The sequence below is a fragment of the Tessaracoccus luoxuelianae genome (assembly GCF_054483915.1).
Genome location: NZ_CM137013.1, coordinates 2,849,352 through 2,873,802 on the forward strand (window position 1 = coordinate 2,849,352; position 24,451 = coordinate 2,873,802).

Consider the following 24,451-nt stretch of genomic DNA (forward strand, 5'->3'; position numbering starts at 1 on the left):
TAGGCTGGGCGCGTGAACACGCCTGCCAGCCACTTGGAACCGCCCACCCCCGCCAGTTGGGAATTCGCCGAGGACCACGTGCCCCCCACGGCGGAGATCTCCGAGGCGCGCGACGAGGCCACCATCGCGGGGCTGACGCCCGTGTCGCTCGGCGTGGTGGCCACCCTCAAGGTCCTGACGCGCGCCATCGGCGCCAAGGCCGTGGTCGAGGTCGGCACCATGATGGGCAGCTCCGGCCTGGCCTTCCTCGGCGCCATGGGCACCGACGGCATCCTCACCTCCATTGACGTGGAGGCGGACAATCAGCTGCCTGCGCGCAAATTCTTCACGGCTGCCGGCTTCCCGTCCTCACGATTCCGGCTGATCGCCGGTTCGCCCATCGAGATCATGCCCAAGCTTCGCGACAGCGCCTACGACGTCGTCTTCATCAACGGTGACAAGCTCGAGTACGTCGAGTACGTCGCGGGCTCGCTTCGGCTGCTGCGTTCGGGCGGAATGCTGATCGTCCACGACGCCCTGTGGAACAACCAGGTCGCCGACGACGCGAACGAATCGGACGAGTCCATCATCATCCGGGAGGCGCTGGACGCCGTGACCGCCTCGGAGGCCTACACCCAGGCCCTGCTGCCGGTGGGCAACGGCCTCCTGGTCGCCGTCAAGGACTGACCAGGAGGCCACCGCCTCAGTCGCGGGGGACGACGACGTCCTTGCCCACCACGGTGATGCCCGATTCCGACACCGCGAGCCCGCGTGCCCGGTCATGCTCCTGGTCCACGCCGATCTGCACGCCGTCGGGGACCACCGCGTGCTTGTCCAGGATCGCGCGGCGCACCACGGCGTTCTTGCCGATCTGCACAGAATCCATGAGCACCGACTCGGACACCTGTGCCCACTTATCCACCTGGACGTTGGGGCTGAGGACTGTGCGGTCCACCTCGCCGCCGGAGATGATGCACCCGGCGTTGACGATCGAGTCCTCTGCCCGTCCGCGGATCACGAACTTGGCCCCGGGCGCCTGCACCAGATCCGTCCAGATCGGCCAGTCGTAGTTGTACAGGTTGAACTCGGGCTCGACGCTGACCAGGTCCATGTGGGCCTCGTGGAACGCGTCGATGGTGCCCACGTCCCGCCAGTAGTTGATGTCCTTCTCGGTGGCGCCCGGCACCACGTTGTCCTTGAAGTCGTAGACCTGGGACTCGCCCTGCGCCGTGAACCAGGGGATGATATCGCCGCCCATGTCGTGGCGGGCCGTCGGGTCCTCAGCGTCCGCGCGCAGGGCCTCGACCAGCGCCTGCCGGCTGAACACGTAGTTGCCCATCGAGGCGAAGGACTCCTCCGGCGAGTCTGGCAGGCCGGGCGGATCGGCGGGCTTCTCAAGGAAGCTCTTGATCTTCTTGTCCGGAGCGGAGTCGATGATCCCGAAGGCCGACGCCTCGCTGCGCGGCACCCGGATGCCGGCCACGGTGGCACCGAGCCCTGAATCGATGTGGGCATCGATCATCTGCTCGATGTCCATCCGGTAGATGTTGTCCGCGCCGAACACGACGACGTAGTCCGGATCGGCGTCCCGGATGAGGTTCAGCGACTGGTAGATGGCGTCAGCGCTGCCCTGGTACCAGCGGGGGCCCAGCCGTTGCTGAGCGGGCACGGGAGCGACGTAGTTGCCCAGCATGGTCGAGAAGCGCCACGTCTTGGCGATGTGGCGGTCCAGCGAGTGCGACTTGTACTGGGTGAGAACGGCGATCTGCCGAAGGTTGGAGTTGGCGAGGTTCGACAGGACGAAGTCGATCAGCCGGTACGTGCCCCCGAACGGGACAGCAGGCTTGGCCCGGTCTGCGGTGAGCGGCATCAGCCGCTTGCCCTCACCGCCGGCGAGGACAATGGACAAGGTTTTCGGACGAACGGACATGCCCCGAACCTATTGCCAATTGGGGCCTCCGACAGGGAAATCCACCAAATGACCTCCCCCGGGCTCAACCCGGTGTGACACGATGCCGTCATGACGATGAAACTGTCTTTGTTGACCCGCGAATACCCGCCGACGATCTACGGTGGCGCGGGCGTCCACGTGGCCCAGTTGGTGCCCCAGCTGCGCAGGCTGATCGATGTTGAGGTGCACTGCATGGGCGCGACGCGCGACGGCGCGACGGCGCACGCGGAGGACTTCCCGCCGGGCGCGAACGCCGCCCTCCGGGTACTGGGCGCCGACCTGTCGATGGCCGCCGCCGTAGGCGACGTCGACATCATCCACTCGCATACGTGGTACGCCAACATGGCCGGTCACCTGGCCGGCCTGATGCGCGACGTTCCGCATGTGGTGACGTCCCACTCGCTGGAGCCACACCGCCCGTGGAAGGCGGAGCAACTGGCGGGCGGCTACCGGGTCTCGTCGTGGGCGGAGAAGACGGCCTATGAGGCCGCGGACGCGGTGATCTCAGTCAGCGCAGGCATGCGCAGGGATGTCCTCGAGAGCTACCCGAACCTGGATCCCGCCAAGGTCCATGTCGTCAAGAACGGCATCGACCCGGACGAGTTCCGCCCGGACACCGACACCGACGTCGTCACGGGGCTGGGCGTGGACCTGGACCGCCCGTCGGTGGTCTTCGTGGGACGCATCACGCGTCAGAAGGGCCTGGTCCACCTGGTGCGCGCGGCGGCCGAGTTCGATCCCGATACCCAGCTCGTCCTGTTGGCCGGGGCGCCGGACACCCCGGAGATCGCGGCCGAGTTCGAGGTGGCCTTCGCCGAGCTCAAGGCACGCCGCACCGCTCCCGTGATCTGGGTGCAGGAGATGCTGCCGCGCGCGTCGGTTCGCCAGGTCCTCACCCACGCCACCGTGTTCGCCTGCCCCTCGGTCTACGAGCCGCTGGGGATCGTCAACCTGGAGGCCATGGCCTGCGAGACGCCTGTGGTGGCGAGCGCAGTGGGAGGGATCCCGGAGGTGGTCAACGACGGCGAGACCGGACTGCTGGTGGCCTACGATCCGGCCCAGGCGGGGGACCCTGCTTTCGCCAAGGGCTTCGAGTCCGACTTCGCGACGCAGGTCAACCGCCTGACCCGCGATCCGCAGCTCGCCGACGAGTTCGGCAAGGCTGGGCGCCAGCGCTGCATCGACGAGTTCTCATGGACCAAGATCGCCGAGGAGACGGTGGCGGTCTACGAAGCTGCTATCGGTTCCCGAGGCTAGACACGGACAAGGGCCGCTCCCCACGGGGGCGGCCCTTGGCATGCTCAAGGGGTTCTCAGCCGACGATGCCCTTCAATGCATTGAGGAGGTCGGTGGCCTCGGTGGCGTTCATCTCGACGACGAGGCGTCCGCCGCCGTCGACGGGAACGCGCATCACGATGCCGCGACCCTCCTTTGTGACCTCCATCGGACCGTCACCCGTGCGGGGCTTCATCGCTGCCATCTGCCACTCTCATTCTCTGTGCTCGAACTGTGGACAGGCTCTATTATTCCGCATCAGGGCAAGCAGCCGCCCGCACGGTGCCCAAACCGGCCGGATCACCCTTCCTGGGTGGGCTCCTCAGTGAACGTTTCCGCCGCCTTGGGCCGCTCGTAGGCTCCGCGCAGCAGCAGCTCGTCGATGACCTGCATGTCGTATCCGCGACGGACCACGTCGAAGACCACCTCCGCCTCCGGGACGGCGGTGCCATCGGCCAGCTCGGCGAGATAGCGGTCCACCTGGTCACGGCGATAGCCGGACCAGGCGGTCGGGAGGATGGCTGCCGCGAGGAATTCGGGCGTCACGGGGCCGGCCGGCACCCGTCCGCGGGGACGATCATTGACTGCGTCGGCGGACATCTCACCCAGCCGGCCAAGGCCCGCGAAGGCCGCCAGGCCCAAGGTGACGATGGCCACCCCGACGATCGCGATCCACATGGCTCAGGTCTCGAACTGACCGGGGGTGCCCATCGCGTCGAGGGCCTCCTCGACGTCGTCGGTCACGGTGACCAGCCTCAGATCGGCGCGGGAGATGAAACCGTGTTCCGCCATGGTGTCTCGGACCCAGTCCATCAGGGGATTCCAGTGCGCGGTTCCGAACAGCACCATCGGAAAGTTCTTCACCTTGCCGGTCTGGATCAGGGTGAGCGCCTCGAACAGCTCGTCCAGAGTGCCGAAACCACCGGGCATCGTGATGAAGCCCTGGCTGTATTTGAGGAACATGGTCTTGCGGGCGAAGAAGTAGCGGAAGTTGACGCCGAGACTGATGTGCTCGTTCATCCCCTGTTCGTGCGGCAGCTCGATGCCCAGGCCCACCGACAGTCCCCCGGCCTCGGTCGCCCCCTTGTTGGCGGCCTCCATGATGCCGGGGCCGCCCCCGGTGATGACCGCGAACCCCCGGTGCACGAGGCCCCGGCCGAGCTCGACGGCCGCCTCGTACATGGGGTGGTCAGAGGAGGTGCGGGCCGATCCGAATACGCTCACGGCCGGGGGCAGCTCCTTGAGCGCGTCGAAGCCCTCCACGAACTCGGACTGGATCCGCAGCACGCGCCAGGGATCCAGGTGGCTCCAGGGCATCCGGGTGTGTTGCAGGAGCGCCTCGTCCGCCATGGGTTGGCGGGTGCGCTCCTCACCGCCGAGCTCGACTGCGCCGGAGCGACGCTTGGGCTGGGTCATGGACGTGCTCCTTCTGGGGTGAGCCACCGACGCAGGCCGGCGGCGCACTTGTCGAGGTCTGAGACGCGACAGTACTCGTCGTCCCGGTGGGCGACGGAGGGATCCGCGGGCCCGTAGTTGACCGCGGGGATTCCCAGCTCGCTGAAGCGCGCCACGTCTGTCCACCCGTATTTGGGGCGCGCCGGCTCGCCGATCGCGGCCACGAACTGCTCGGCGGCGGGCCTGTCCAGCCCGGGCCGGGCTGCCTGCGATGCGTCCGCGACCACGAAGTCGTACCCCTGGAACCAGCCGCGTAGCCGTTCGAGCGCCTGCTCGACCGTCTTGTCCGGAGCGAAGCGGTAATTGATCTGCACCGTGGCCGACGGCGGGATCACGTTGCCGGCCATGCCGCCGGTGACCGCCACCGCGTTGAGGCCCTCGCGGTAGACCAGCCCCTCGACCTCGATCTCCTCGGACCGGTATGCGGCCAGGGTAGACAGCACGGGGGCAAGGTCGTGGATGGCGTTGTGTCCCATCCAGGCGCGGGCGCTGTGGGCCGCGATCCCCGTCGTCGTGAGGTCGATCCGGATGGTGCCCTGGCAGCCGCCCTCGATCTGGGCGTTGGTGGGCTCCATCAGCACCGCGAAGTCAGCGCGCACGAGGTCCGGCCTGGCGCGGCTCAGCCGGCCGAGGCCGTTGCGCGCCGCCTCCACCTCCTCGTGGTCGTAGAAGATCCACGTGATGTCTCGCGACGGCGCCGCCAGCTCCTCTGCGAGCGTGAGCATCACGGCCACCCCGCCCTTCATGTCGGAGGCCCCGCGACCCCAGACCCGTGGGCCCTCCGGGTGCTCGACGAGGCGCGAGGGGAGGTTGCCTGCCACCGGCACGGTGTCCAGGTGCCCGGCGATGACCACCCGCTCAGCCCTGCCGAGACTGGTGCGGGCCACGATGCAGTCACCGTCCCGGTGCAGTTCGAGGTGCGGGAGGGCGGCAAGCCGGGCCTCCACCCAGTCCGCGAGGCGGCGCTCGTTGCCCGAGACGGACTCGATGTCCATGATCTCCTGCAGCAACTCCACCAAAGGGTCCATGCCGCGAGCCTAGTAGGTCCGGGTCGAGGCGGGCTCAGGTGAGCCGGGTCATTTCCACGGAGACGAACATCTCGGATCCGCCGGAGCCGGTGTAGATGCCCTTGAGCGGGGCCACGTCCGTGTAGTCACGCCCGAATCCCACCTCCACGTGGGACCCGCGGGGCACGGTCTGGTTGGTGGGATCGAATCCCAGCCACTCGCCGTCGTAGTACTGGATCCAGGCGTGCGACTCCCCCACCATGGGCACCCCGATCTGGGGATCCTCGAGTTGCACGACGTAGCCGGAGACGTAGCGGGCGGGGATACCGATCGAGCGCAGGGCCCCCAGGGTGAGGTGCGCGATGTCCTGGCACACCCCTGCCCTGTGGTCCCACACCTCGCTGGCCAGCGTGTGCACCTGGGTGACGCCGGGCACGTAGTCCACGTGCTCGCGCAGCCTGCGGGCGAGCTCCACCACGGCCTCGCCGGGGGTGGCCGAGGTGCTGCGCACCTGCTGTGCGATGCGCAGCACCTCGCGGTGCGGCCGCACGGAGCGGGTCTGGGTGAGCAACTCCACGTAGCGGTCCTGCAGGTTCGGGTCCTCGAGCCCTGCCCAGCCCACCGGCTCGGCGTCGGGAGCGACATCGTGGATCTCGACGGTGGACGTGGCCACCACCTTCAGGTCCGAGTGGCGCTCGTGGATCTCGAACGCCACCACAGAGGTGCGCCAGTAGTCGCGGTAGGCATGCGTCCAGGCCACCGGGGTGATGTCGAGCCGGGACGAGAGGACCAGCTGCCGCCGGCTCGTCAGGGGTGTCATCCTGGCCTCGTTGAACGAGTCGGAGGCACCGCCGCCGTAGTTGTAGCCCGTGGTGTGCACGATCCGGTACTGACTCACAGGAGGCTCCTTCGCACGTCGATCACCAGGCTCCTCCGACCCACTCGGCCGCGGCCGAGCCCTCGAAATACCGCGCAGACACCGCTTGCGTGGCCTGCGAGCAGACCACCTGCAGCCTGGCCATCTGCTCGGTCAGATCGAGGAGGATCTCCTCAGCGGGAAGGAACTCCAGGTTGGCGCGGGCGGCGCCGAGCAGGCGCGTGGCCGGGTCGTCGGGCCGGATCCGCTGATTGCCGGGGCCCAGCTGTGACAGCGAGTCCACCGCCGTGTTGAGGGTGTAGATCAGGGAGCGGGGGAACAGGCGGTCGAGGATGAGGAACTCAGCGGCGTCGCGGTCCGAGGCCAGCGCCCCGTAGCGCTGCACGAACGCGTGGTGGGCCCCGCAGCCGCTGAGCACGTGGTCCCAGGCGCGCGGGGAGTTACCCACCAGCGACGGCGTGGCAAGGAGCCGGGCCGTCATGTCGATGCGCTCGATGCTCCGGCCCAGAGTCAGGAACAGCCAGCCCTCATCGTGGCTCATGGTGCCGTCGGCCAGCCCCGCGATGACGGCGCAGCGCTCCCGGACGAACTTCACCATGGAGGCCGGCCGCATCCGCTGCAGCCTGCCCCCGCGGACGGCCAGCCAGGTGGTGTTGATGGACTCCCACACCTCTGTCGAGACCGTTTCGCGGGCCCGGCGGGCGGACTCGCGCGCGCTGCCCAGCGCGGCGAGGAAGCTGATGGGCGAGTTCTCGTCGTAGCACAGCTCCTGCAGCACGTCCGGCTCGTCGTCCTTGGGTTCCTGGCCCATGAGGAGCAGCAGGTCCCGGGCCGCCTGCGCTGGGTAGACGCCCGGATCGTCGAGGCGCTGGTGCAGGTGCACCTCGACGATGCGGCAGGTGTCCTCCGCCCGCTCCAGGTAGCGCCCGATCCAGAACAGGGAGTCGGCGATCCGGCTCAGCATGGGGCCACCTCCCCGCTCTGCTGCTGCTGTTCGTGTTGGTGTCGGATCACCCGGTTGAGCACCGGCTCGGACATCGGCACCGAGGATGGCCTGCGTGGCGGTGCCGGCGCGAGCGGCGGGGCAACCGGGCGGCCGGAGGTCAGCACCCACGTGTCCTTCGACCCGCCCCCTTGCGACGAGTTGACGATCAGCTCCCCCTCGGGCAGCGCCACGCGGGTGAGTCCGCCTGGCAGCACGAAGATATTGTCTCCGCCGGAGTTGACGACGAACGGGCGCAGGTCAACGTGCCGGGGCTTGAGTTCCCCGTCGATCATGGTGGGCACCGTGGACAGCTGCACCACCGGTTGCGCGATCCAGCCGCGGGCGTCCTTGAGGATCTGGCGACGCAGCTTGTACAGCTCCTCCTGCGTTGCGCGGGGGCCGATCACGATGCCCTTGCCGCCCGAGCCGTCCACCGGCTTGACCACCAGCTCCGCCAGCCGGTCCAGCACCTCCTCGCGGGCGGCAGGGTCCTCGAGCCGCCACGTGTCCACGCTGGCCAGGATGGGCTCCTCACCGAGGTAGAAGCGGATGAGGTCCGGCACATAGGTGTAGACGAGCTTGTCGTCGGCCACACCGTTGCCGACGGCGTTGGCGATGGTCACGTTGCCTGCTCGAGCGGCGTTGAGCAGCCCGGCGCACCCGATGAGGGAGTCCGCCCGGAACACCGCCGGGTCCAGGAACTCGTCGTCGATGCGCCGGTAGATGACGTGCACCGGGCGGAGCCCCCGGGTGGTGCGCAGCGACACGTGGCCACCGTGGGCCACCAGGTCCCGGCCCTCGACCAGCTCGACGCCCATCATGCGGGCCAGCATGGCGTGCTCGAAGTAGGCGGAGTTGTGCACCCCGGGCGTCAGGACCACGACGGTGGGGTCCGCGATGCTCGACGGCGCGGCGGCGCGCAGGGCGGTGAGAAGCTGCGACGGGTAGTCGTCCACCGCCCGGATCCGGTGCTTGGCGGCGATCTCCGGGAGCGCGGCGTGCACGGCGCGGCGGTTGGTCATCACGTAGGACACCCCCGATGGGCTGCGCACGTTGTCCTCCAGGACGCGGAAGATGCCGTCGCGGCCGCGCACCAGGTCGATCCCGGCGATGTGGACCCGCACCCCGTTGGGCGTGGTGACCCCGGCCATAGCGCGGTGGAAGTGGGGGGAGGAGGCCACCACGTGTCGCGGGATCACCCCCTCCACGAAACAGCGACCCTCCGAGTACACGTCGTCGAGGAAGGCGTCCATCGCGCGGACCCGTTGTTTGCTGCCCGCTTCGACGTGGGCGAACTCGTCGGCCTGCAGGATCCGGGGGACGATGTCCAGCGGGAAGGGTCGCTCCTCACCGCCGATGTCGAAAGTCACGCCCTGGTCGATGTAGATGGTGCGCAGGTACTCGGCCCTGGCCCTGACCTCTTCGATGCCGAGCCGGTCCAGACCTTGGGCGATGGTCTGCGCGGCGGCGCGGATGCCGTCGGCGCCGACCATCTCGTCGAAGGCCTCCCCCGGCGGGTAATCGTCGAACAGCGCAGTCATGGGCACAGGTTAGTGGGGCGCAGGCCTCAGGGCACGCCGGATGGGCATCTGTCACACAACCCTTACCTACCTGTTCGCTGACGGACGCTCAGCGGGCCCAGAATCGCAGCCGACCCGTGACGTGGTGCGCCACTAGACTTGCCGGCATGACCAACGAGACCCGCACCGCCTGGGCCTGGGGCCTGGCCACCGTCCACACCACCGGGGCCGTCCTCGACGCCTGGTACCCCGAACCTCGGTTGGGCTCGGCCGTCACCGACGAGCCACCGTCGCTGCTGGCCGAGGCGCAGCAGGTCGACGAGATCCGTCAGGTGGAATCCAAGGTGGTCCGGGTCGAGATCAAACTCGACGACCCGCCGGAGACGGTCGAGGACGCGTTTCTGCGGCTTCACCTGCTCAGCGCCCGCCTCGTCGCCCCGCACGGGCTCAACCTCACCGGCATCTTCGGGGTGCTGCCGAACAACGCGTGGACCACGCGCGGACCGGTCCGGGTGGCCGACGTCAACCGCGTGCGCATGCTGCTGCATGCCCGCGGCGAGCAGCTCACCGTCTACGGCGTGGACAAGTTCCCCCGCATGGTGGACTACGTCACCCCGCTGGGGGTGCGGATCGCGGACGCGGACCGGGTCCGTCTCGGCGCCCACCTCGCGGAGGGCACCACCGTGATGCACGAGGGCTTCGTCAACTTCAACGCGGGCACCTTGGGCACCTCGATGGTAGAGGGCAGGATCTCCTCCGGCGTCGTCGTTGCCGACGGCACGGACGTGGGCGGCGGCGCCTCCATCATGGGCACCCTGTCCGGGGGCGGCCAGCAGGTGATCAGCCTCGGGGAGCGGTGCCTGCTGGGCGCCAACTCCGGTGTGGGTATCTCGCTGGGCCATGACTGCGTGGTGGAGGCGGGCCTCTACCTCACGGCCGGCACCAAGGTCACCCTCGAGGACGGCACCGTCGTCAAGGCACGCGAGCTGTCCGGCCAGGACGACCTGCTGTTCCTGCGGGACTCGGTGACCGGCGCGGTGCGCGCGCGGCACCGTCGTGGCTCCAAGGTCTCGCTGAACTCAGACCTGCACGACAACTGATGCGCAGAAGCCTCATCGCGACCCTCCTCACCGTGGCCCTGCTTGCGGGCCTCGCCTTCGGGGGATGGTCGGCCTACCGCTACGTGCAGAAGCGCCTCACTCCGCAGCAGTGCACCGTCTTCTTCGACGGCGGCAGCACCGTGCTGACGGCGGAGCAGGCGCGCAACGCGTCGATCATCGTCGCGGTCTCAGTCGAGCGTGGCCTGCCCGAGCGGGCGGCGGTGATCGCGCTGGCCACGGCCTACCAGGAATCGGACCTGCGCAACCTGGACTACGGGGACCGGGACTCCCTGGGCCTCTTCCAGCAGCGGCCCTCCTACGGGTGGGGCACCGAGGAGGAGATCCTGGATCCCTGGTATTCGTCGGCCCGGTTCTACGAGGAGCTGGTCAAGTTCGACGGCTGGGAAACCGGAGACATCAACGACGTGGCCCAACAGGTGCAGCGCAGCGGCTTCCCCGAGGCCTACCGCCAGCATGTGGAGAAGGCGACGGGGGTGGCTGGCGCCCTGCGGGGGTCGCGGCAGGAATCCATCGCCTGCCTGAGCTTCGAGGACTCCCCCACCCCGGACCCGACGGCGTTCGAGCGCGTGCTCGCGGCGCTCGGCGGCGGCGTGAGTGTCGCGGCGGAGGGCGGCACGCTCACGGTCACGGCCGCAGACGAGACGTCGCTCTGGGCGGCGGCGCAGCTCGCCATCGCCAACAGCTACGCCGGGGGCCTCACCTCCGTGGTCGTCGCCGACCGCGAGTGGGTCGCCGGCGAGGGCGCCTGGCGAGACGCCGCCGAGCCCGCCGCCCCGGGCACCGCCGTCCTCACCCTCGGCTAGCGATCAGTTACGCCAGGTCCGCCACAGGTCTGCGTACTGCCCGTCGAGCTCGAGGAGCTCGTGGTGGGAGCCGATCTCGACGATGCGCCCGCCGTCGACCACCGCGATCCGGTCAGCGTCGTGGGCGGTGTGCAGGCGGTGGGCGATCGCGATGACCGCCCTCCCGTCGAGCAGCGCCGCCATCGAGCCCTCCAGATGCCTGGCCGACGAGGGGTCGATGAGCGAGGTGGCCTCGTCCAGCACCAGGGTGTGGGGATCGGCGACGATGAGCCGGGCCAGCGCCACCTGCTGCGCCTGGGCGGGGCTGAGGGGCGTCTTGCCGTGACCCAGCTCGGCGTGCAGACCGCCGGGCAGCTTGGAGACCCACCCCCACGCGTCGACGGCTCGCAGCGCCTGCTCCACCTCGCCGTCGGAGGCGGTGGTCTCGCGCGCCAGCACCACATTGTCGCGGACGGACCCGACGAACACGTGGTGCTCCTGCGTGACCAGGGCCACCTCGGTGCGCAACCGGTCCAGCGGGAGGTCCATGACGTCGACTCCGCCGACGGTCACCTCGCCCAAGCGCGGCCGGTTGATGCCCGCCACCAGTCGTCCCAGGGTGGACTTGCCCGAGCCGGAGGGCCCGACGATCGCCAGTCGCTCCCCGGGCCGGAGATCGACGTCGACGCCGTGCAGGACATCGAAGCCGGCCCGATAGCCGAACCGGAGACCGCTGCCGGTGAGCTTGGCGCCGTCGGGCTGGCCATCGCCGGGGGTCCGGTCGTCCTCCACCTGGGCGACGCCGATGAGGCGGGCGGTGGAGACGAGGCCGAGCTGGAGGTGGTCGAGGACCATGATCACCCGGTCGAGCGGCCCCTGGAGCTGTGCCACGTACAGCGCGGCCGTCGTGATCTGGCCGATCGTCACCCAGCCGTTCGCGTGGCCCCAGGTGCCGAGCAGCACCACGCCCACGAGCGGAAGCTGGAACGATGAGTCCACCATGGCGAAGAGCATGTTGCGCAGCGTCATGGTGTAGCGCTCGGCCTGGGCCGACACCTCAGTGTCCTGATCCAGCTGTGCCACGCGCAGGTCCCCCAGCGCCAGCGCCTCGACGGTGCGGGCGCCCTCGACCGTCTCGGTGGTCGTGGCGTTGATGACGGAGTAGGACCGGGACTCGGTGATGTAACCGGCGGTGGCCCGCGAGAGGTAGTAGCGTCCCCCCACCCACATCACCACTGCCGTGAGCAGCATGGGCATGGTCAGGAGCCAGGAGTTCAGCAGCATCGCGACGAGGGTGGCGCCGATGAGGACCACCGACACGATGAGCGTCGGCAACGCCCATCGCGCGGCGGTGGCCATCTTCGACACGTCCGAGGTGATGCGGGTGAGCAGGTCGCCCGAACCGGAGGACTCCACGTGCCCGAGCGGCAGCCGCAGCACGATGCGCACCACCTCCTCGCGGGCAGCCGCGAGGAGGTCGTAGCCCAGGACAGCGGACGCCCATCGCGCCGCGAAGGTCAGCAGGGCCTGTGCCACGATCACTCCCGCGATGATCATCACCAGTGCGGTGAGCCCCGGCACGTCGAGCCGCCCGCCCGTGACCTGGTCGATCAGGCGGCCGAGCATGAAGGGCGCAACCAACCCCGCAGCGGCCGCGGCGCCGTTGAACCCGATCGCCCAGCCGAGCCTGGCCCGGCGGCCCTTCAGCATCCGGCCGAGGAACCCCACGGCCTGGCCCGAGGTGGCCACCGGGAACCCGTGCTCGGGGTTGCGGGCATCGGCGAACACGGCCAGTGCGGTGCTGGTGCGGATGTGGTGTCGCCTGGCCAGCGCGGCCATCCGGGCGCGCAGGCCGGTGCCGCGGGGTACGTCCAGGCCTTCCTGGAGGCGCGGCCCCGACGGCTCGCTGCGCCAGGTGGAGGCGGAGGACTCCGCCAACAGGTGTTCACTCATCGTCATCCTCCATGCCGCGTGCGATGACGCGGTGGTAGTCAGGGTGGGTCCGGAGCTGATCGTGGCTACCCCGGGCGACCTCGCGGCCTCCTGCGAGCACAGCGATCTCGTCGCAGTGGCGCAGCATCAGCGGGGAGGCGGTGACCACCATGGTGGTGCGCCCGCGACGATGCTCGGCCAACCGCTCGGCGATCCGCGCCTCCGTGTGAGCGTCCACCGCAGACGTGGGCTCGACGAGGATGAGGACCTCCGGGTCAAGCACCAGCGCGCGCGCAAGGACGACACGTTGCCGCTGCCCCCCGGACAGACCGCGACCCTTCTCGTCGATCCGGCCCTGCCAGCCCCCCGGCATGGCGTCGTAGATGTCCTCCGCGGAAGCGACGATCAGCGCCCGCTCCGCCTGCTGGCGGCTGTGGGTGCCCCACGGGTCGACGGCGGTCTGAAGGGTGCCCGCGAACAGGCCTGCGCCGGTGTGGGACACGACGACGAGCCTGCGCAGCGCGGCCATGTCGAGGTCCGTGTAATCCACTCCGTCGGCGGTGACGCCCCATGGTCGGGCAGCCAGCTCGGCGTCGGCCTCCGCGCGCCGCGCCCTGGCTGCGAGCCGCTCGCGCCGCGACGCCTTGAGCGCCCGTCCGGTGAGGTCCTCGTCCTCCGACTTCTCGACGGCGGCCTCGGGCAGGTAGCGGCCGAGCCGGTCCGCGAGCGCGGCGGAGGCGTCCGGGTCGGCCGAGACCACCCCGAGCATCCGCCCGGGATGCACGACCACACCGGATTCCTCGTCCCGGAGCACCGGGACACCGGTCAGCTCCTGACCCGAGGCGCGCCAAGGCACATCGGCCCCCAGGAACGACAACGTCTTCTGCGCGGCGACCAGGCCTTGTGCCCACTTTTGCGCAAAATCGAAGAAGGTCTGCATGGGAGAGGTGAGGAAGAGTGCGTACCCGAAGAAGCTGATCAGCTGACCGACGCTGAGCGCCCCCTCCAGCATCTGGCGTGAGCCCAGGTAGACCAGCGCCACCAGGAGGAGGCCCGAGAGCAGGATGCTGATCGCCTCGACAACCGCCTGCCACGTGCCGAGCCGGACCCCCAGCGCACGCACCTTCTGGGACTGGCGCTCGTAGTTGCGGGCGAAGGTGCGCTCCCCGCCGATCCCGCGGAGGATCCGCAGGCCTGTGGCGATGTCCGTGGCCATCGTGGTCAGCGACGAGCTCTCGGTCCGCTCGGCGCTCTGGGCCCTGGTGAGGGGGCGCAGCACCGGGGTCGAGGCGAGCAGAAGCACCGGGGTGGCGACGAGCACGACGGCTCCCAGCGTCGGAGAGGTCGTCAGCATGAGCGCTGAGGCCAGCAGGAAACTGACCGCCGCCGCGATGACATGCCCGAAGGAGTCGATGGTGGCGCCGAACTGGTCGCTGTCCGAGGAGGCCACGCTCAGCACCTCTCCGGTCGGGACGCGGCGGTTGAGGACGTGCCCGAGGTGCACGGACTGCCGCGACACTCGACGCTGGATGCCGTAGATGCCGAGCAACCACATCCGCACGGCGAAGGTGTGGAACATGATGCCGCCGACGACGCCGACCGCGATGACGCCCAGCAGCAACGCGACCCAGCCGAGGGTGGCGGAGCTGTCGCCGCCGACCACGCCGGCGTCGATGGCACGGCCCAGCAGCCAGGGGGTCAGTGCCGCCGGCACCATCCACGACGATGCGGCCAACGTCATGGCAGGCACCACCCAGCCGTAAGAGCGGATCAGCCAGAACAGGAACCGACTGGGAGAGCGCACGTCCGGGCGCGGGTCGGCAGGGATGGCGGGCGGAAAATCGAAGCGCCCGCGCGGCGATGCATGCATGAAGGGGGTCCTGACGTGCGTCGATCAACGACGCGGCAAGGTTGTTGGATGGAGGTGGGGACGCCAGTGCGTCACGAGGGGCTTGTGCCCCGGCGGAGTCAGGTCAGCGGGCGAAGTACGCGCGCGGCCGACCGAGAACCGCAGAGTGGATCAACATCTGCAGCACCTCCTCCGTGTCGACAACAGGGAAACAGTAAGGACATCGCCCGTCCGTGTCAATCCCGAGAGGCCCCCAGGCGCGCGGCTGCCGCCGCGACCCTCTCGTCCGTTCCCGTCAGAGCGACGCGCACATGCCTGGCCGCCGCGACGCCGTAAAAGTCTCCTGGCGCAACCAGGATGCCCCGCTCGGCGAGCCAGGCCACGCTCGCGCGGGAGTCCTCGTCCCGGGTCGCCCACAGGTACAGGGATCCCTCGGAGTGCTCGATCCGGAAACCGGCCGCCTCCAGCGCCGGCTTGAGCGCCGCGCGGCGGGCCAGATAGCGGGCGCGCTGCTCCTCGACGTGGGCCTGGTCCCCCAGCATGGCGACCATCGCGGCCTGGATGGGCGCGGGAACGATCATCCCGAGGTGCTTGCGGGCGGCCACCAGTTGCTGCACCACAGCGGGGTCACCCGCGACGAAGCCCGCGCGGTAGCCGGCGGCGTTGGACCGCTTGGACAGCGAGCCCACCGCGAGCAGGCCGGTGACATCGCCGTCGTTGACGCGCGGGTCCAGCACCGAGAACGGCTCCGCGTCCCACGCGAACTCGCCGTAGCACTCGTCGCTGGCGAGCACCGCGCCGCGCTCCCGCGCAGCCGCCACGAAAGCCCGCATCTCGTCGAGCGACAGGATGCGGCCAGTGGGGTTGGCTGGGGAGTTGATCCAGATCAGCCTGGAGTCCTCGGGGATGCGCGAGGGGTCGTCCAGCGGCACCGCCCGCGACCCTGCGGTCAACGCGCCCACCTCGTAGGTGGGGTAGGCGCATTCGGGGAACACCACCGCGTGGGATGGGCCGAGGTCCAGCAGCGTCGGAAGCCACCCCACCAGCTCCTTCGTGCCGATGACGGGCAACACGCCCTCAACGGGCAGCGCGACGGCCGCCCAACGGCGCTCCAGGTAGTCAAGGATGGCTCGGCGTGTGGCCGGCGCGCCCCACACGGTGGGGTAGCCCGGCGCGTCAGACGCACTCGCCAAGGCCTCCCGCGCCAGGTGGGGCGTGGGGTCCACGGGGGTGCCGACGGACAGGTCGACGAGGCCGTCGGGGTGCGCAGATGCGGCCCGTTTGGCGTCACTCAGCGTGTCCCAGGGGAAGTCCGGAAGCCGGGCCCCGAGGGCCATCACTCGCCCTGGTGCGGGAGCGCCTCGACGATGGGGTGGTCCTTGGGGATCACGCCGAGCTTGGCGGCGCCGCCAGGCGAGCCGATCTCGTCGAAGAACTGCACGTTGACGTCGTAGAACTGCGCCTGATCCTCCGGCACGTCGTCCTCGTAGTAGATGGCCTCGACTGGGCATACAGGCTCGCAGGCGCCGCAGTCCACGCACTCTTCAGGGTGGATGTAGAGCATGCGATTGCCCTCGTAGATACAGTCCACCGGGCACTCCTCAACGCAGGCGCGGTCCTTCAGATCGACACAGGGCAGACCGATGATGTACGTCACGTTTCACTCCTTCAAGGGCGGACGTGGACAGCTTAGCGTGCCGCGCCGGGGGGCGGATGGCTCGTACCGATCCCTCAGCCGCAGGTGATCCGGTCCCCGGCGCTGTACTTCCACGAGTAGTTCTCCCGCTTGACCACCTCTGAGCCCTGGTAGAACAGGCGCTGCCAGGTGACGGTGAAGCCCTGAATCGGGGCCTGCGGCTCACACGGGGTCTCGGTGACCACTCGCTCGGCGCCGGTGTAGAAGCCGGACTTCACCAGTTCGGTGGACTCCACCTTGGTGTAGGTGCGCTGGGACCAGATTCTGAAGGTGATGGTGCCACGGCTTCCCGAGCTCGCCTTCGTCACGCTGCCCTGGATGATTGCCGGGTACTTGGTGTCGTTCCGGAACCTCATGTCCAGGACGCCGTAGTAGATGGTGGCCTCACGGCCCGCCGGGTACCGGTCGAAGTAGAGGCTGTGGGGCTTGTGCTCCACGTCCTCGTACCCGGCGAAGAAGCCGGCGTTGTACAAGGTGGTGGCGGCCTGCGAGATGCCGCCGCCGGCCTCCTTGACCAGCCGCCCACCGTTGATGACGTAGCCATCGACGTAGCCGTTGGCCGCGGTGCGCGGTCCGAGCGTGTCGTTGAGCGAGAAGATCTCGCCGGGGAGAACCACAGTGCCGTTGACGGAGTTTGCGGCCTGGCTGAGGTTGGTGTTGCGGTATGCCGCGTAAGGGAACCGGGTGGAGTATTCGCCGATCACCTCCGTCGGCGCCAAAGCCTCCGCCTCGGCGGTGGTGAACTCGGGCTCTTCGACGGTGACGGTGGCCGCGAAGGTGCGGGCCTCCCCGGTTGCCGTGGCCGCCGTCTTGACGGCCTCGACGAACGCGTCCAACTCCAGGGTCTCCCCCGTCACCGCGGGCACCACGACTGGCGCGCCGGTGGTGAACCGGTACCCGGCGTCCTTGGCTGTGTTCAGGCCCAGCGCCTTCTCCGCGCCCTCCGCCACAGCAGAGAGGGCCTCGCCGTCGATCACCGGCACCAGTTTTCCGTCCGTGACGGTGAACGTGGTCACGCCGGCGATTGCGGCGGGCGCGATCTCCATCGAAGCGGTCTTGTGGGTCACCGTGACGGGCCCACTGAGGATGGGCTCGGCGTAGGCGGTGACGGCCTCGTCGACCATGGCGTCAGTGACGGCCGGGGGCTGTGCGGCGGTGGCCGCCTCGGCGGTGTCCTGGCTGGCCAGGAAGGCGCCCTCGACGGCGTCGGCCGTGGCGTCCACGTCGAGTTGCTGCCCCTCGACCGCCTCGGTGCGCGCCACTTCGCCGTCCGCGAAGGCGAGTGTGGCGTCCACACCGTCGACGGCGAAGCGGTCGGCGACCGCAGCGACACCGTCGGTCAGCGCCTCCTCATCGACGACACGCACCAGCGCGATCTCTTCACCGCCGGCCAGGGTGGCCAGGATCTCGGCCGGGTTCCAGCTGAACCCGCCGCCCGCCTCGCGGACGGTGGCCTCGAAATCTGCCGAGAGCCCGATCGAGGCCGGCTCCAGGGGGACTGACACGTCGCCGGCGGTGAGCGCTATGGGCGCCTCGACCGCCGGGCCGAGCTCGCTGCGGAGCGTCTCGGCCGCCTGCTCCGGAGACATGCCGCCGATGGCCACGCCCTCCACCGACGCCCTGACGGGCACCTGGTTTCCCGCGACGAAGTAGGACGCGACGTAGACGCCACCCAACACCACCACGGCCCCGGTCCCGACACCGATGGCGATCTTTGTCGCTCTCTTCACATCCACCCCTCAGTGGCGGCAGAAAGGCCGCGCAGTACACCATGGTACGAAACCGCCGACGGCAGCCCCAAATGCCGCTACCGCAGGCGCAGGGCCCAGGGGAGGCTGAGCGCCCCGTGACCGTGCAGACCGGCCTGCGCGGCCAGCCCGGCGAGGATGCCCTCCGCGTCAGGAAGACCCATGCCGCCGGCCGCGGCCTCGCTGGAGGTGGCCGGCTTGATCAGCGCGAGCACCCCGGACTCCCCCAGGTGCGTGAGCTTGATCCCGTCGCGATCGAGGCCCGCCAACGCGCAGGCCCGCTCCACCGCGAGCGCCCTACCGCCGATGTGGTCCACCAGGCCCCGCTCCTTGGCGTCTGCCCCGGTCCAGACCCGCCCGCGGGCGAGCGACTCGAGCTGGGCGTACTCCATGCCCCGGTCCTGCGCCGCGAAGGTGGTGAACTCCAGGTAGACGCGGTCGAGCCAGGCGTTGAGGCGCTCCCAGTCCGCGTCGGAGAAGCGGGAGGCGGATGAGAGGAAGCCGGCGCTTTCGCCGATCGGGAGCGCCTCCCGGATCAATCCGAGCTTGTCGTAAAGGCCTTGAGTCACCATCTTGCCGCCCAGGACGCCGATGGAGCCGGTCAGTGTTGAGGCGTGCGCGACGATCTCGTCGGCGGGCATCGACACATAGTACCCCCCGGAGGCGGCCAAGTGGCCCATCTGGGCCACCACCGGCTTGCCCGCCTCACGGAGCCGGAGGACTGACCGCCGGATGAAGTCAGACGCCACCGCCGAACCGCCGGGCGATTCGACGTCGAAGATGACCGCCTTGACGTCATCGTCGCGCAGGGCGGCACGGAGGTGCTCGTCGATCACGTCCGCCCCGGCCTGCTCGCCGCCCAGGGGGCTGCGCTGGCCGCGGCCGGTCACGATGGCGCCGCGGAGGGTGACCACCGCCACCTTGGGCTGGCCCATCCGGAGCTTCCGCTTGAGCGCCGCCTTCGAGGTGTAGCGGTGGGCGAACAGGAGGTGCTCCGGCTCCGCTCCCCAGGCGCCCAGCGTCGCTGCGTAGGCCTCGTCCCGGTAGCCGATCCGATCGATGAGGCCGAGTTCGAGGGCCCGTTCCGGCGTCACCGGGGCTCCGTTGACCCCCTCCCAGACCTGCTCCGCGCTCAGCCCGCGGCGGCGGGCCACCGCGGCGACGATCTCGTCAACCAGCGACTGCCCGAGCCGCTGCACCATCTCGCGGTTGGCCTCGGTGACGTGGTCTGCCGCATAGCTGTCCGCGGCGGTCTTGTACTCGTGGCGCTGCCCGAACTGCGGCTCCACGCCCACTTTCTCCAACAGCCCGCGCATGAGCGTGATGGTGAGCTCCACGCCGTGGATGCTGAGCATGCCGGTGGGCTGCACCCAGACCTCGTCGGCGGCGACGGCGAGCCGGTAGGCGGCGAGGCCGCCGCTGAGCTCGCCGAAGGACTCGGCCCAGGCCACCGTCGGCTTCTTCTCCCCGAAGGCCTCCACCAGGCCCGCGATCTCCTCGACGTGGGCGAGGAGGGTCTGGGAGGGGACCGCATGGACGATGAGGCCCACGACCCGGGGGTCCTCAGCAGCGTCCGCGAGGTGTTGGCGCAGCGCCCCGAGCGTGGCGCTGTTGATGAGTTGGATGGCCTGCATCGGGTTGGTGGGCCTGGTCACCAACACGCCGCGGGCCATGTCGAGTTCCAGCACGATCGTCTTGTCGCCGATGACCTTGCCCACAACGTCCTTGATGCCCATGCCGCCCAGCATAGACGCCGCCGGCGGCGCCCCCTCGGGTGAGGGAGCGCCGCCGGCGGGAGGTGCAGGTGTCCTCGTCAGAGGACCGACTTGGCGGTGGCTACCACGTTGGCGACGGTGAAGCCGAACTCCTCGAAGCACTTGCTGCCCGAGGCCGAGGCCCCGAAGTGCTCGATGCTGACCGAGGCGCCCTTGGCGCCCAGGTACTTCGACCACCCCATGGCGATGCCGGCCTCGATGCTGACCCGCGCGGTGACGGCGGCGGGCAGGACGGACTCCTTGTACTCGGGCGTCTGCTCGTCGAACCATTCCTGGCAGGGCACGGACACCACGCGGGTGGCGATGCCTTCAGCCTGCAGCGCGTCCTGCGAGGCCAGCGCCAGTTCCACCTCGGAGCCGGAGGCCAGCAGGATGACGGCTGCCTCCCCGTCGGCTTCGCTCACCACGTAGGCGCCGTTGGCGACGCCCTCCGCGGAGGCGAACTTCTCGCCGCGCGGGATGGTGCGGAGGTCCTGGCGGGACAGGATGATGCCGGCAGGGCGGTCGGCGCGGCGCAGCACCTCGCCCCACGCAACGGCGGTCTCGTTGGCGTCCGAGGGACGAACGACGTCGAGACCGGGGATGGCGCGCAGCGAGGCGAGGTGCTCGATGGGCTGGTGGGTGGGGCCGTCTTCGCCGACCCCGACCGAATCGTGGCTCCAGACGAAGATCGTCGGGACCTGCATGATGGCGGCGAGACGCACGGCCGGCCGCATGTAGTCCGCGAACACCAGGAAGGTGCCGCCGTAGGCGCGGGTGAGGCCCGAGAGGTTGATGCCGTTGAGGATGCCGCCCATGGCGTGCTCGCGGATGCCGAAGTGAAGCGTCCGGCCGTACTTGTGGCCGGGCCAGTCGTGCGTGGCGCGCTCCTCGGGCAGGAAGCTGGGCTCGCCCTTCATCGTCGTGTTGTTCGAGCCCGCGAGGTCGGCGGAGCCGCCCCACAGCTCGGGCAGCTGGGGCGCCAGGGCCGAGAGCACCTCGCCGGAGGCGGCGCGGGTGGATTTCTTGCCCTCCTCGAACACCGGAAGGCTCAGGTCCTCCGGCAGCTTGCGGGCAGCGGCGCGCTCCAGCAGCGCCACGCGCTCCGGGTTGGCCGCGGACCAGGCCGCGAACTTCTCGTCCCAGGCAGCGCGGGCCGCACGGCCCCGCTCGGCTGCGTTGGCGCGGGCGTAGTCCACGATCGACTGGTCGACCGCGAACGGCTCCTGCTCGAACTTCAGCGCGTCCTTCAGGGCTGCGATCTCGTCGCCGCCGATCTTCGAGCCGTGCACGGCGTGCATGCCCTGCTTGTTGGGCAGCGGCCATCCGATGACGGTGGTCAGCTTGATGAAGCTCGGCTTGTCGGTGACGGCCTTGGCCGCCTCGATGGCCGCATACAGGGCGTCCATGTCCTCGACGTACTCGGTGCCGCCGTTGGTCCAGTCCACGCTCTGCACGTGCCAGCCGTACGCCTCGTAGCGGGCGTTGACGTCCTCGGTGAACGAGATGTCGGTCTCACCCTCGATGGTGATCCGGTTGTCGTCGTAGATGAGGGTGAGGTTGCCCAGGTTCTGGGTGCCGGCCAGGGACGAAGCCTCGGACGAGAGGCCCTCCTGGAGGCAGCCGTCGCCGGCGATGACGTAGATCTGGCGGTCGAACACGGACTCACCCTGGGGCGCCTCCGGGTCGAAGAGACCTCGCTCGCGGCGGGCGGCCATGGCCATCCCGACGGCGTTGGAGATACCGGCGCCGAGGGGGCCGGTGGTGCACTCGACGAACTTGGTGTGGTGGTACTCCGGGTGGCCGGGGGTCTTGGAGCCCCAGGTGCGCAGGGACTTGAGGTCCTCGAGCTCGAGGCCGAGGCCGCCCAGGTACAGCTGCGTGTACTGCGTCAGCGACGCGTGCCCGGCGGACAGGACGAAACGGTCGCGGCCGAGCCACAGGTCGTCGGAGGGGTCCGTGTTCATGACCTTCTGGTAGAGCAGGTAGGCCACCGGTGCCAGCGAGATCGGGGTGCCGGGGTGTCCGTTGCCGACCTTCTCTACGGCGTCGGCTGCGAGGATGCGGGCGGTGTCGACGGCCCGTGTGTCCTGTTCGGTCCACTCAAGAGTCACGTTTTTCGGTTCCTAACTGATCTGCGACGACCGAGCAAGGCGCCGCGCGAATGTGCGTGACCAGACTATCCTGCGCGGTCGCGCGGGCTGCCAGGGTTCCCACCTGTTGCCGTGGCGCGCAGGAAAGGTTGGGCAGATGCTCAGCGCGGGCCCTCGCCGATGACCGGCGGCTCGGCGGACCAGGGGAACACGATCCACTCGTCGGTGTGCTTCCACACGTGGTCCGGCTCGAGGAGTGTCCCGGACTTCGCGTACAGCACCGCGCTGCGCACGTCCGCCCCGAAGCCGCGCAGCAGCTTGATGACCAGGCCGAGCGTGCGGCCAGAGTCCGCCACGTCGTCGACCACAAGGATCCGCTTGCCCGCGATCGAGGCGGTGTCCAGCATGGGCGCCAGCAGGATGGGGTCAGGGAGTGTCTGGTCCACGTCGGTATAGAACTCCACGTTGATCACGTCGGTGAGCTTCACGCCGAGTGCGTAGGTGAGGCCGCCGGCCACCGGCATGCCCCCACGCGCCACGGCCACGATGATCGAGGGCTGGAACCCGGAGTCGGCCACCATGCCGGCGAGCTCACGCTGGGCGGCGCCGAAGCCCTCCCAGGTGAGGATCTCCTTGTGGGCGAGGTTGGTCGCGTCAGCGTGGTAGGCCATGGCGTCCATGCTAACGGGGCCCCTGCGCATCCACGGGAGGCTCAGGGGTGCGCCTCGCCGAGCACCAAGGTGACGAAGACCACGTCCAGCCAGCGGTCGAACTTGCGGCCCACCTGCGGCAGTCGCCCCGACTCGGTGAACCCGAGCTTGCGGTGGAACGTGAGGGACTCCTCATTGGCGCCATCGACCACGCCCACCATGACGTGCACCCCCCGCCCACGGGCGTAGTCGATCAGGGCCAGCATCAGCATCCGGCCGGCCCCCGCGGCGCGACGGCCCGAACGGATGTAGACGCTGTGCTCGACCGTGTGGGCGTAGCCGGCCAGCGGGCGGAACTGCGCATAGCTGGCATACCCGACCACCTCGTCGCCGTCCTCCAGGACCAACACCGGATATCCGGAGGCGGTCAGGCGCTCCCACCAGGCGCGGCGGTCGTCGAGGCTGACGGGATCGAGTGCGTAGGAGGCGGTGGTCCCGACGCCGGCCTCGTTGTAGATGTCGGTGATGGCCGGCAGGTCTCGGGGCTGGGCGGGACGGATCGTCGGCATGAGCCACATCGTATGGGCTCACGGGCGGGTCCCGCGAGGGTAGCGTGGCCGGCATGACCATCCACCAGGTGCACGGGGCGTGGGGACGCGGGAGCCTCACAACGGTGGGCGGCTGCGTGCTGTCGTGGGCACCGTCGGGCCGAGGCGAGGTGCTGTGGATGGCAGAGGAGGCGCAGCCACAGATCGGGTGGATGTGGCACGGCGGCATCCCTGTGTGCGCGCCGTGGTTCGGCACCGGCCGGGGCGAGTTCCCCGTGCCCTACCCGCATGGGCTCGTCGCCCGCGCGCCTTGGGTGCTGGATCTGCTGGAGCAGAGCGACGACGGCGCCCGCGCTGTCCTCACGGTGGAGCCCGCGGCGATCGAGCACCTGCCGAGCGCGGAGCTCTATCCTCCGGACCTCGGCTACCGGCTGGACGTCCACATGGACCGCCACAGGCTCACAGCCGCCCTGGAGGTCTCCAGCCCGACGCGCGACGTGGTGGTGGATGTGGCACTGCACCCGTACTTCGCCGTCGACGCCCGGCGCGCCTCGGTTGAAGGGCTGGAGGGGGTGCCGTTCCGGGACTTCGCGGCCGACGCCAGGCCCACCTCAGAACATGCGCCGATCGCGCTGGGGCGGCACGTGGATCGCGTGTATGTCGGCGCGCCGGCGGTGACGCTCAGTGACCCGGCGGGCAGCATGCGGCTCTCAGCCGACGGAGCGTCCAACGTGATCGTCTGGAACCCAGGCCCCGGCGGCTCGCAGGTCTCCGGCGACCAGTGGTCCGAGTTCGTCTGCGTTGAGTACGGCTGCGTGCAGGGAGACGCGGTGTCGATCCCGGCGGGCGGCCGTCACACCGTTGCCATGCACGTCGAGGTGTGAGCTGTCGAGCGAAGATCTACTTTCCAGGCATGCCCGGCATGCTAGCTCGAACGGCTCGCTGGCTGTGAGGCGCAGGATCGCCTGACCCAGGCCACTTTCCGTTGCCTGAGGTCGAGGAGCGCAGACACGAGCCTCGGAAACGCGAATTGACGATGTCACGTTCCTGGGGCTTCCGGGCCGCGCTCCGCGGCACCTCAGCAAGCGGGACGGCCCCTGGTCTCACCGGCGAAGGGACCAAGCGGTAGGTCTGGTACCGACTGCGACATCAGACCTGCCGAATAGTCGCCGCCGACTGCCATGGACGCACCTAGAAACCAGGGCGTCGCGCCTTCGCGGAACATCCGA

The 24,451-nt window shown here is 69.6% G+C and carries 22 protein-coding genes; 5 read left to right on the forward strand and 17 right to left on the reverse strand.

Annotation, left to right across the window (positions count from 1 at the left end; all coding sequences use genetic code 11):
• Positions 1–12 precede the first annotated feature (12 nt).
• Positions 13–666, forward strand: coding sequence for an O-methyltransferase (locus ACX1D1_RS13100; RefSeq protein WP_182784527.1), 654 nt, complete (start codon positions 13–15; stop codon positions 664–666).
• Positions 667–682: 16 nt separating this feature from the next.
• Here ACX1D1_RS13100 and glgC read toward each other — a convergent pair whose 3' ends face one another.
• On the reverse strand, positions 683–1,909 hold the full coding sequence (gene glgC / locus ACX1D1_RS13105) for a glucose-1-phosphate adenylyltransferase (RefSeq protein ID WP_459054832.1): 1,227 nt from the start codon (positions 1,907–1,909) through the stop codon (positions 683–685).
• A 96-nt stretch (positions 1,910–2,005) separates the two neighbouring features.
• Here glgC and glgA point away from each other — a divergent pair, with 96 nt between their 5' ends.
• Positions 2,006–3,187, forward strand: coding sequence for a glycogen synthase (glgA, locus tag ACX1D1_RS13110; protein ID WP_459056589.1), 1,182 nt, complete (start codon positions 2,006–2,008; stop codon positions 3,185–3,187).
• Between the two features lie 55 nt (positions 3,188–3,242).
• Here glgA and ACX1D1_RS13115 read toward each other — a convergent pair whose 3' ends face one another.
• From ACX1D1_RS13115 to ACX1D1_RS13145, 7 genes are all read right to left on the reverse strand, one after another.
• Positions 3,243–3,410: a DUF3117 domain-containing protein gene (locus ACX1D1_RS13115; RefSeq protein WP_182784531.1), complete on the reverse strand. Its 168-nt coding sequence runs from the start codon at positions 3,408–3,410 to the stop codon at positions 3,243–3,245.
• Between the two features lie 95 nt (positions 3,411–3,505).
• On the reverse strand, positions 3,506–3,883 hold the full coding sequence (locus ACX1D1_RS13120; RefSeq protein WP_182784533.1) for a hypothetical protein: 378 nt from the start codon (positions 3,881–3,883) through the stop codon (positions 3,506–3,508).
• A gap of 3 nt (positions 3,884–3,886) precedes the next feature.
• On the reverse strand, positions 3,887–4,621 hold the full coding sequence (locus ACX1D1_RS13125) for an LOG family protein (RefSeq protein WP_182784535.1): 735 nt from the start codon (positions 4,619–4,621) through the stop codon (positions 3,887–3,889).
• The gene (gene dapE / locus ACX1D1_RS13130; RefSeq protein WP_459054833.1) at positions 4,618–5,688 is read right to left on the reverse strand and encodes a succinyl-diaminopimelate desuccinylase; all 1,071 of its coding nucleotides are present in this window, start codon (positions 5,686–5,688) and stop codon (positions 4,618–4,620) included. Before dapE ends, ACX1D1_RS13125 begins: the two co-directional genes overlap by 4 nt.
• Positions 5,689–5,722: 34 nt before the next feature.
• A complete protein-coding gene (locus tag ACX1D1_RS13135; RefSeq protein WP_459054834.1) occupies positions 5,723–6,565 on the reverse strand; it encodes a transglutaminase family protein in 843 nt (280 codons plus the stop codon).
• Positions 6,566–6,587: 22 nt separating this feature from the next.
• Entirely contained in the window at positions 6,588–7,508 is a 921-nt protein-coding gene (locus ACX1D1_RS13140) for an alpha-E domain-containing protein (protein ID WP_182800799.1), read from the reverse strand.
• Entirely contained in the window at positions 7,502–9,070 is a 1,569-nt protein-coding gene (locus tag ACX1D1_RS13145; RefSeq protein ID WP_459054835.1) for a circularly permuted type 2 ATP-grasp protein, read from the reverse strand. The genes ACX1D1_RS13140 and ACX1D1_RS13145 overlap by 7 nt, the downstream gene beginning before the upstream one ends.
• 146 nt (positions 9,071–9,216) lie before the next feature.
• Here ACX1D1_RS13145 and dapD point away from each other — a divergent pair, with 146 nt between their 5' ends.
• Complete coding sequence (gene dapD / locus ACX1D1_RS13150) at positions 9,217–10,149, forward strand: 2,3,4,5-tetrahydropyridine-2,6-dicarboxylate N-succinyltransferase (RefSeq protein WP_182784543.1); 933 nt, start codon at positions 9,217–9,219, stop codon at positions 10,147–10,149.
• Positions 10,149–10,973, forward strand: coding sequence for a hypothetical protein (locus ACX1D1_RS13155; RefSeq protein WP_182800800.1), 825 nt, complete (start codon positions 10,149–10,151; stop codon positions 10,971–10,973). Before dapD ends, ACX1D1_RS13155 begins: the two co-directional genes overlap by 1 nt.
• A 3-nt stretch (positions 10,974–10,976) precedes the next feature.
• Here ACX1D1_RS13155 and ACX1D1_RS13160 read toward each other — a convergent pair whose 3' ends face one another.
• The 9 genes from ACX1D1_RS13160 to ACX1D1_RS13200 form a co-directional block, all read right to left on the reverse strand.
• Complete coding sequence (locus ACX1D1_RS13160) at positions 10,977–12,905, reverse strand: ABC transporter ATP-binding protein (protein WP_182800801.1); 1,929 nt, start codon at positions 12,903–12,905, stop codon at positions 10,977–10,979.
• Positions 12,898–14,754 carry an ABC transporter transmembrane domain-containing protein gene (locus tag ACX1D1_RS13165; protein WP_182784548.1) on the reverse strand — a complete coding sequence of 619 codons (1,857 nt, stop codon included), beginning with the start codon at positions 14,752–14,754 and terminating at the stop codon, positions 12,898–12,900. The genes ACX1D1_RS13160 and ACX1D1_RS13165 overlap by 8 nt, the downstream gene beginning before the upstream one ends.
• 215 nt (positions 14,755–14,969) lie before the next feature.
• Entirely contained in the window at positions 14,970–16,070 is a 1,101-nt protein-coding gene (gene dapC, locus ACX1D1_RS13170; protein WP_459054836.1) for a succinyldiaminopimelate transaminase, read from the reverse strand.
• Positions 16,070–16,390, reverse strand: coding sequence for a ferredoxin (gene fdxA / locus ACX1D1_RS13175; protein WP_182784552.1), 321 nt, complete (start codon positions 16,388–16,390; stop codon positions 16,070–16,072). The genes dapC and fdxA overlap by 1 nt, the downstream gene beginning before the upstream one ends.
• 74 nt (positions 16,391–16,464) lie before the next feature.
• Positions 16,465–18,159 (reverse strand): VanW family protein, encoded by a 1,695-nt coding sequence (locus ACX1D1_RS13180; protein WP_459054837.1) that lies wholly within the window; start codon positions 18,157–18,159, stop codon positions 16,465–16,467.
• A gap of 77 nt (positions 18,160–18,236) precedes the next feature.
• Complete coding sequence (locus ACX1D1_RS13185; RefSeq protein ID WP_459054838.1) at positions 18,237–19,913, reverse strand: S49 family peptidase; 1,677 nt, start codon at positions 19,911–19,913, stop codon at positions 18,237–18,239.
• Positions 19,914–19,990: 77 nt separating this feature from the next.
• On the reverse strand, positions 19,991–22,045 hold the full coding sequence (tkt, locus tag ACX1D1_RS13190) for a transketolase (protein WP_182784559.1): 2,055 nt from the start codon (positions 22,043–22,045) through the stop codon (positions 19,991–19,993).
• Between the two features lie 140 nt (positions 22,046–22,185).
• Positions 22,186–22,695, reverse strand: a complete 510-nt coding sequence (locus tag ACX1D1_RS13195; protein ID WP_182784561.1) for a phosphoribosyltransferase — start codon at positions 22,693–22,695, stop codon at positions 22,186–22,188.
• 41 nt (positions 22,696–22,736) lie between these two features.
• Positions 22,737–23,243, reverse strand: coding sequence for a GNAT family N-acetyltransferase (locus ACX1D1_RS13200; protein ID WP_220491074.1), 507 nt, complete (start codon positions 23,241–23,243; stop codon positions 22,737–22,739).
• A 53-nt stretch (positions 23,244–23,296) separates the two neighbouring features.
• On the opposite strand from ACX1D1_RS13200, the gene ACX1D1_RS13205 reads away from it, so the two are divergent.
• Complete coding sequence (locus ACX1D1_RS13205; RefSeq protein WP_459054839.1) at positions 23,297–24,106, forward strand: aldose epimerase family protein; 810 nt, start codon at positions 23,297–23,299, stop codon at positions 24,104–24,106.
• The last annotated feature ends 345 nt before the right edge of the window (positions 24,107–24,451 follow it).

Coding starts and splice junctions, on each gene's coding strand:
- ACX1D1_RS13205 (WP_459054839.1), top strand. CDS start 23,297: ATGACCATCCACCAGGTGCACGGGGCGTGGGGACGCGGGAGCCTCACA.
- glgC (WP_459054832.1), bottom strand. CDS start 1,909: ATGTCCGTTCGTCCGAAAACCTTGTCCATTGTCCTCGCCGGCGGTGAG.
- ACX1D1_RS13200 (WP_220491074.1), bottom strand. CDS start 23,243: ATGCCGACGATCCGTCCCGCCCAGCCCCGAGACCTGCCGGCCATCACC.
- ACX1D1_RS13125 (WP_182784535.1), bottom strand. CDS start 4,621: ATGACCCAGCCCAAGCGTCGCTCCGGCGCAGTCGAGCTCGGCGGTGAG.
- ACX1D1_RS13160 (WP_182800801.1), bottom strand. CDS start 12,905: ATGAGTGAACACCTGTTGGCGGAGTCCTCCGCCTCCACCTGGCGCAGC.
- ACX1D1_RS13140 (WP_182800799.1), bottom strand. CDS start 7,508: ATGCTGAGCCGGATCGCCGACTCCCTGTTCTGGATCGGGCGCTACCTG.
- ACX1D1_RS13165 (WP_182784548.1), bottom strand. CDS start 14,754: ATGCATGCATCGCCGCGCGGGCGCTTCGATTTTCCGCCCGCCATCCCT.
- dapE (WP_459054833.1), bottom strand. CDS start 5,688: ATGGACCCTTTGGTGGAGTTGCTGCAGGAGATCATGGACATCGAGTCC.
- ACX1D1_RS13155 (WP_182800800.1), top strand. CDS start 10,149: ATGCGCAGAAGCCTCATCGCGACCCTCCTCACCGTGGCCCTGCTTGCG.
- ACX1D1_RS13145 (WP_459054835.1), bottom strand. CDS start 9,070: ATGACTGCGCTGTTCGACGATTACCCGCCGGGGGAGGCCTTCGACGAG.
- dapD (WP_182784543.1), top strand. CDS start 9,217: ATGACCAACGAGACCCGCACCGCCTGGGCCTGGGGCCTGGCCACCGTC.
- glgA (WP_459056589.1), top strand. CDS start 2,006: ATGAAACTGTCTTTGTTGACCCGCGAATACCCGCCGACGATCTACGGT.
- ACX1D1_RS13120 (WP_182784533.1), bottom strand. CDS start 3,883: ATGTGGATCGCGATCGTCGGGGTGGCCATCGTCACCTTGGGCCTGGCG.
- dapC (WP_459054836.1), bottom strand. CDS start 16,070: ATGGCCCTCGGGGCCCGGCTTCCGGACTTCCCCTGGGACACGCTGAGT.
- ACX1D1_RS13195 (WP_182784561.1), bottom strand. CDS start 22,695: ATGGCCTACCACGCTGACGCGACCAACCTCGCCCACAAGGAGATCCTC.
- ACX1D1_RS13185 (WP_459054838.1), bottom strand. CDS start 19,913: ATGGGCATCAAGGACGTTGTGGGCAAGGTCATCGGCGACAAGACGATC.
- ACX1D1_RS13115 (WP_182784531.1), bottom strand. CDS start 3,410: ATGGCAGCGATGAAGCCCCGCACGGGTGACGGTCCGATGGAGGTCACA.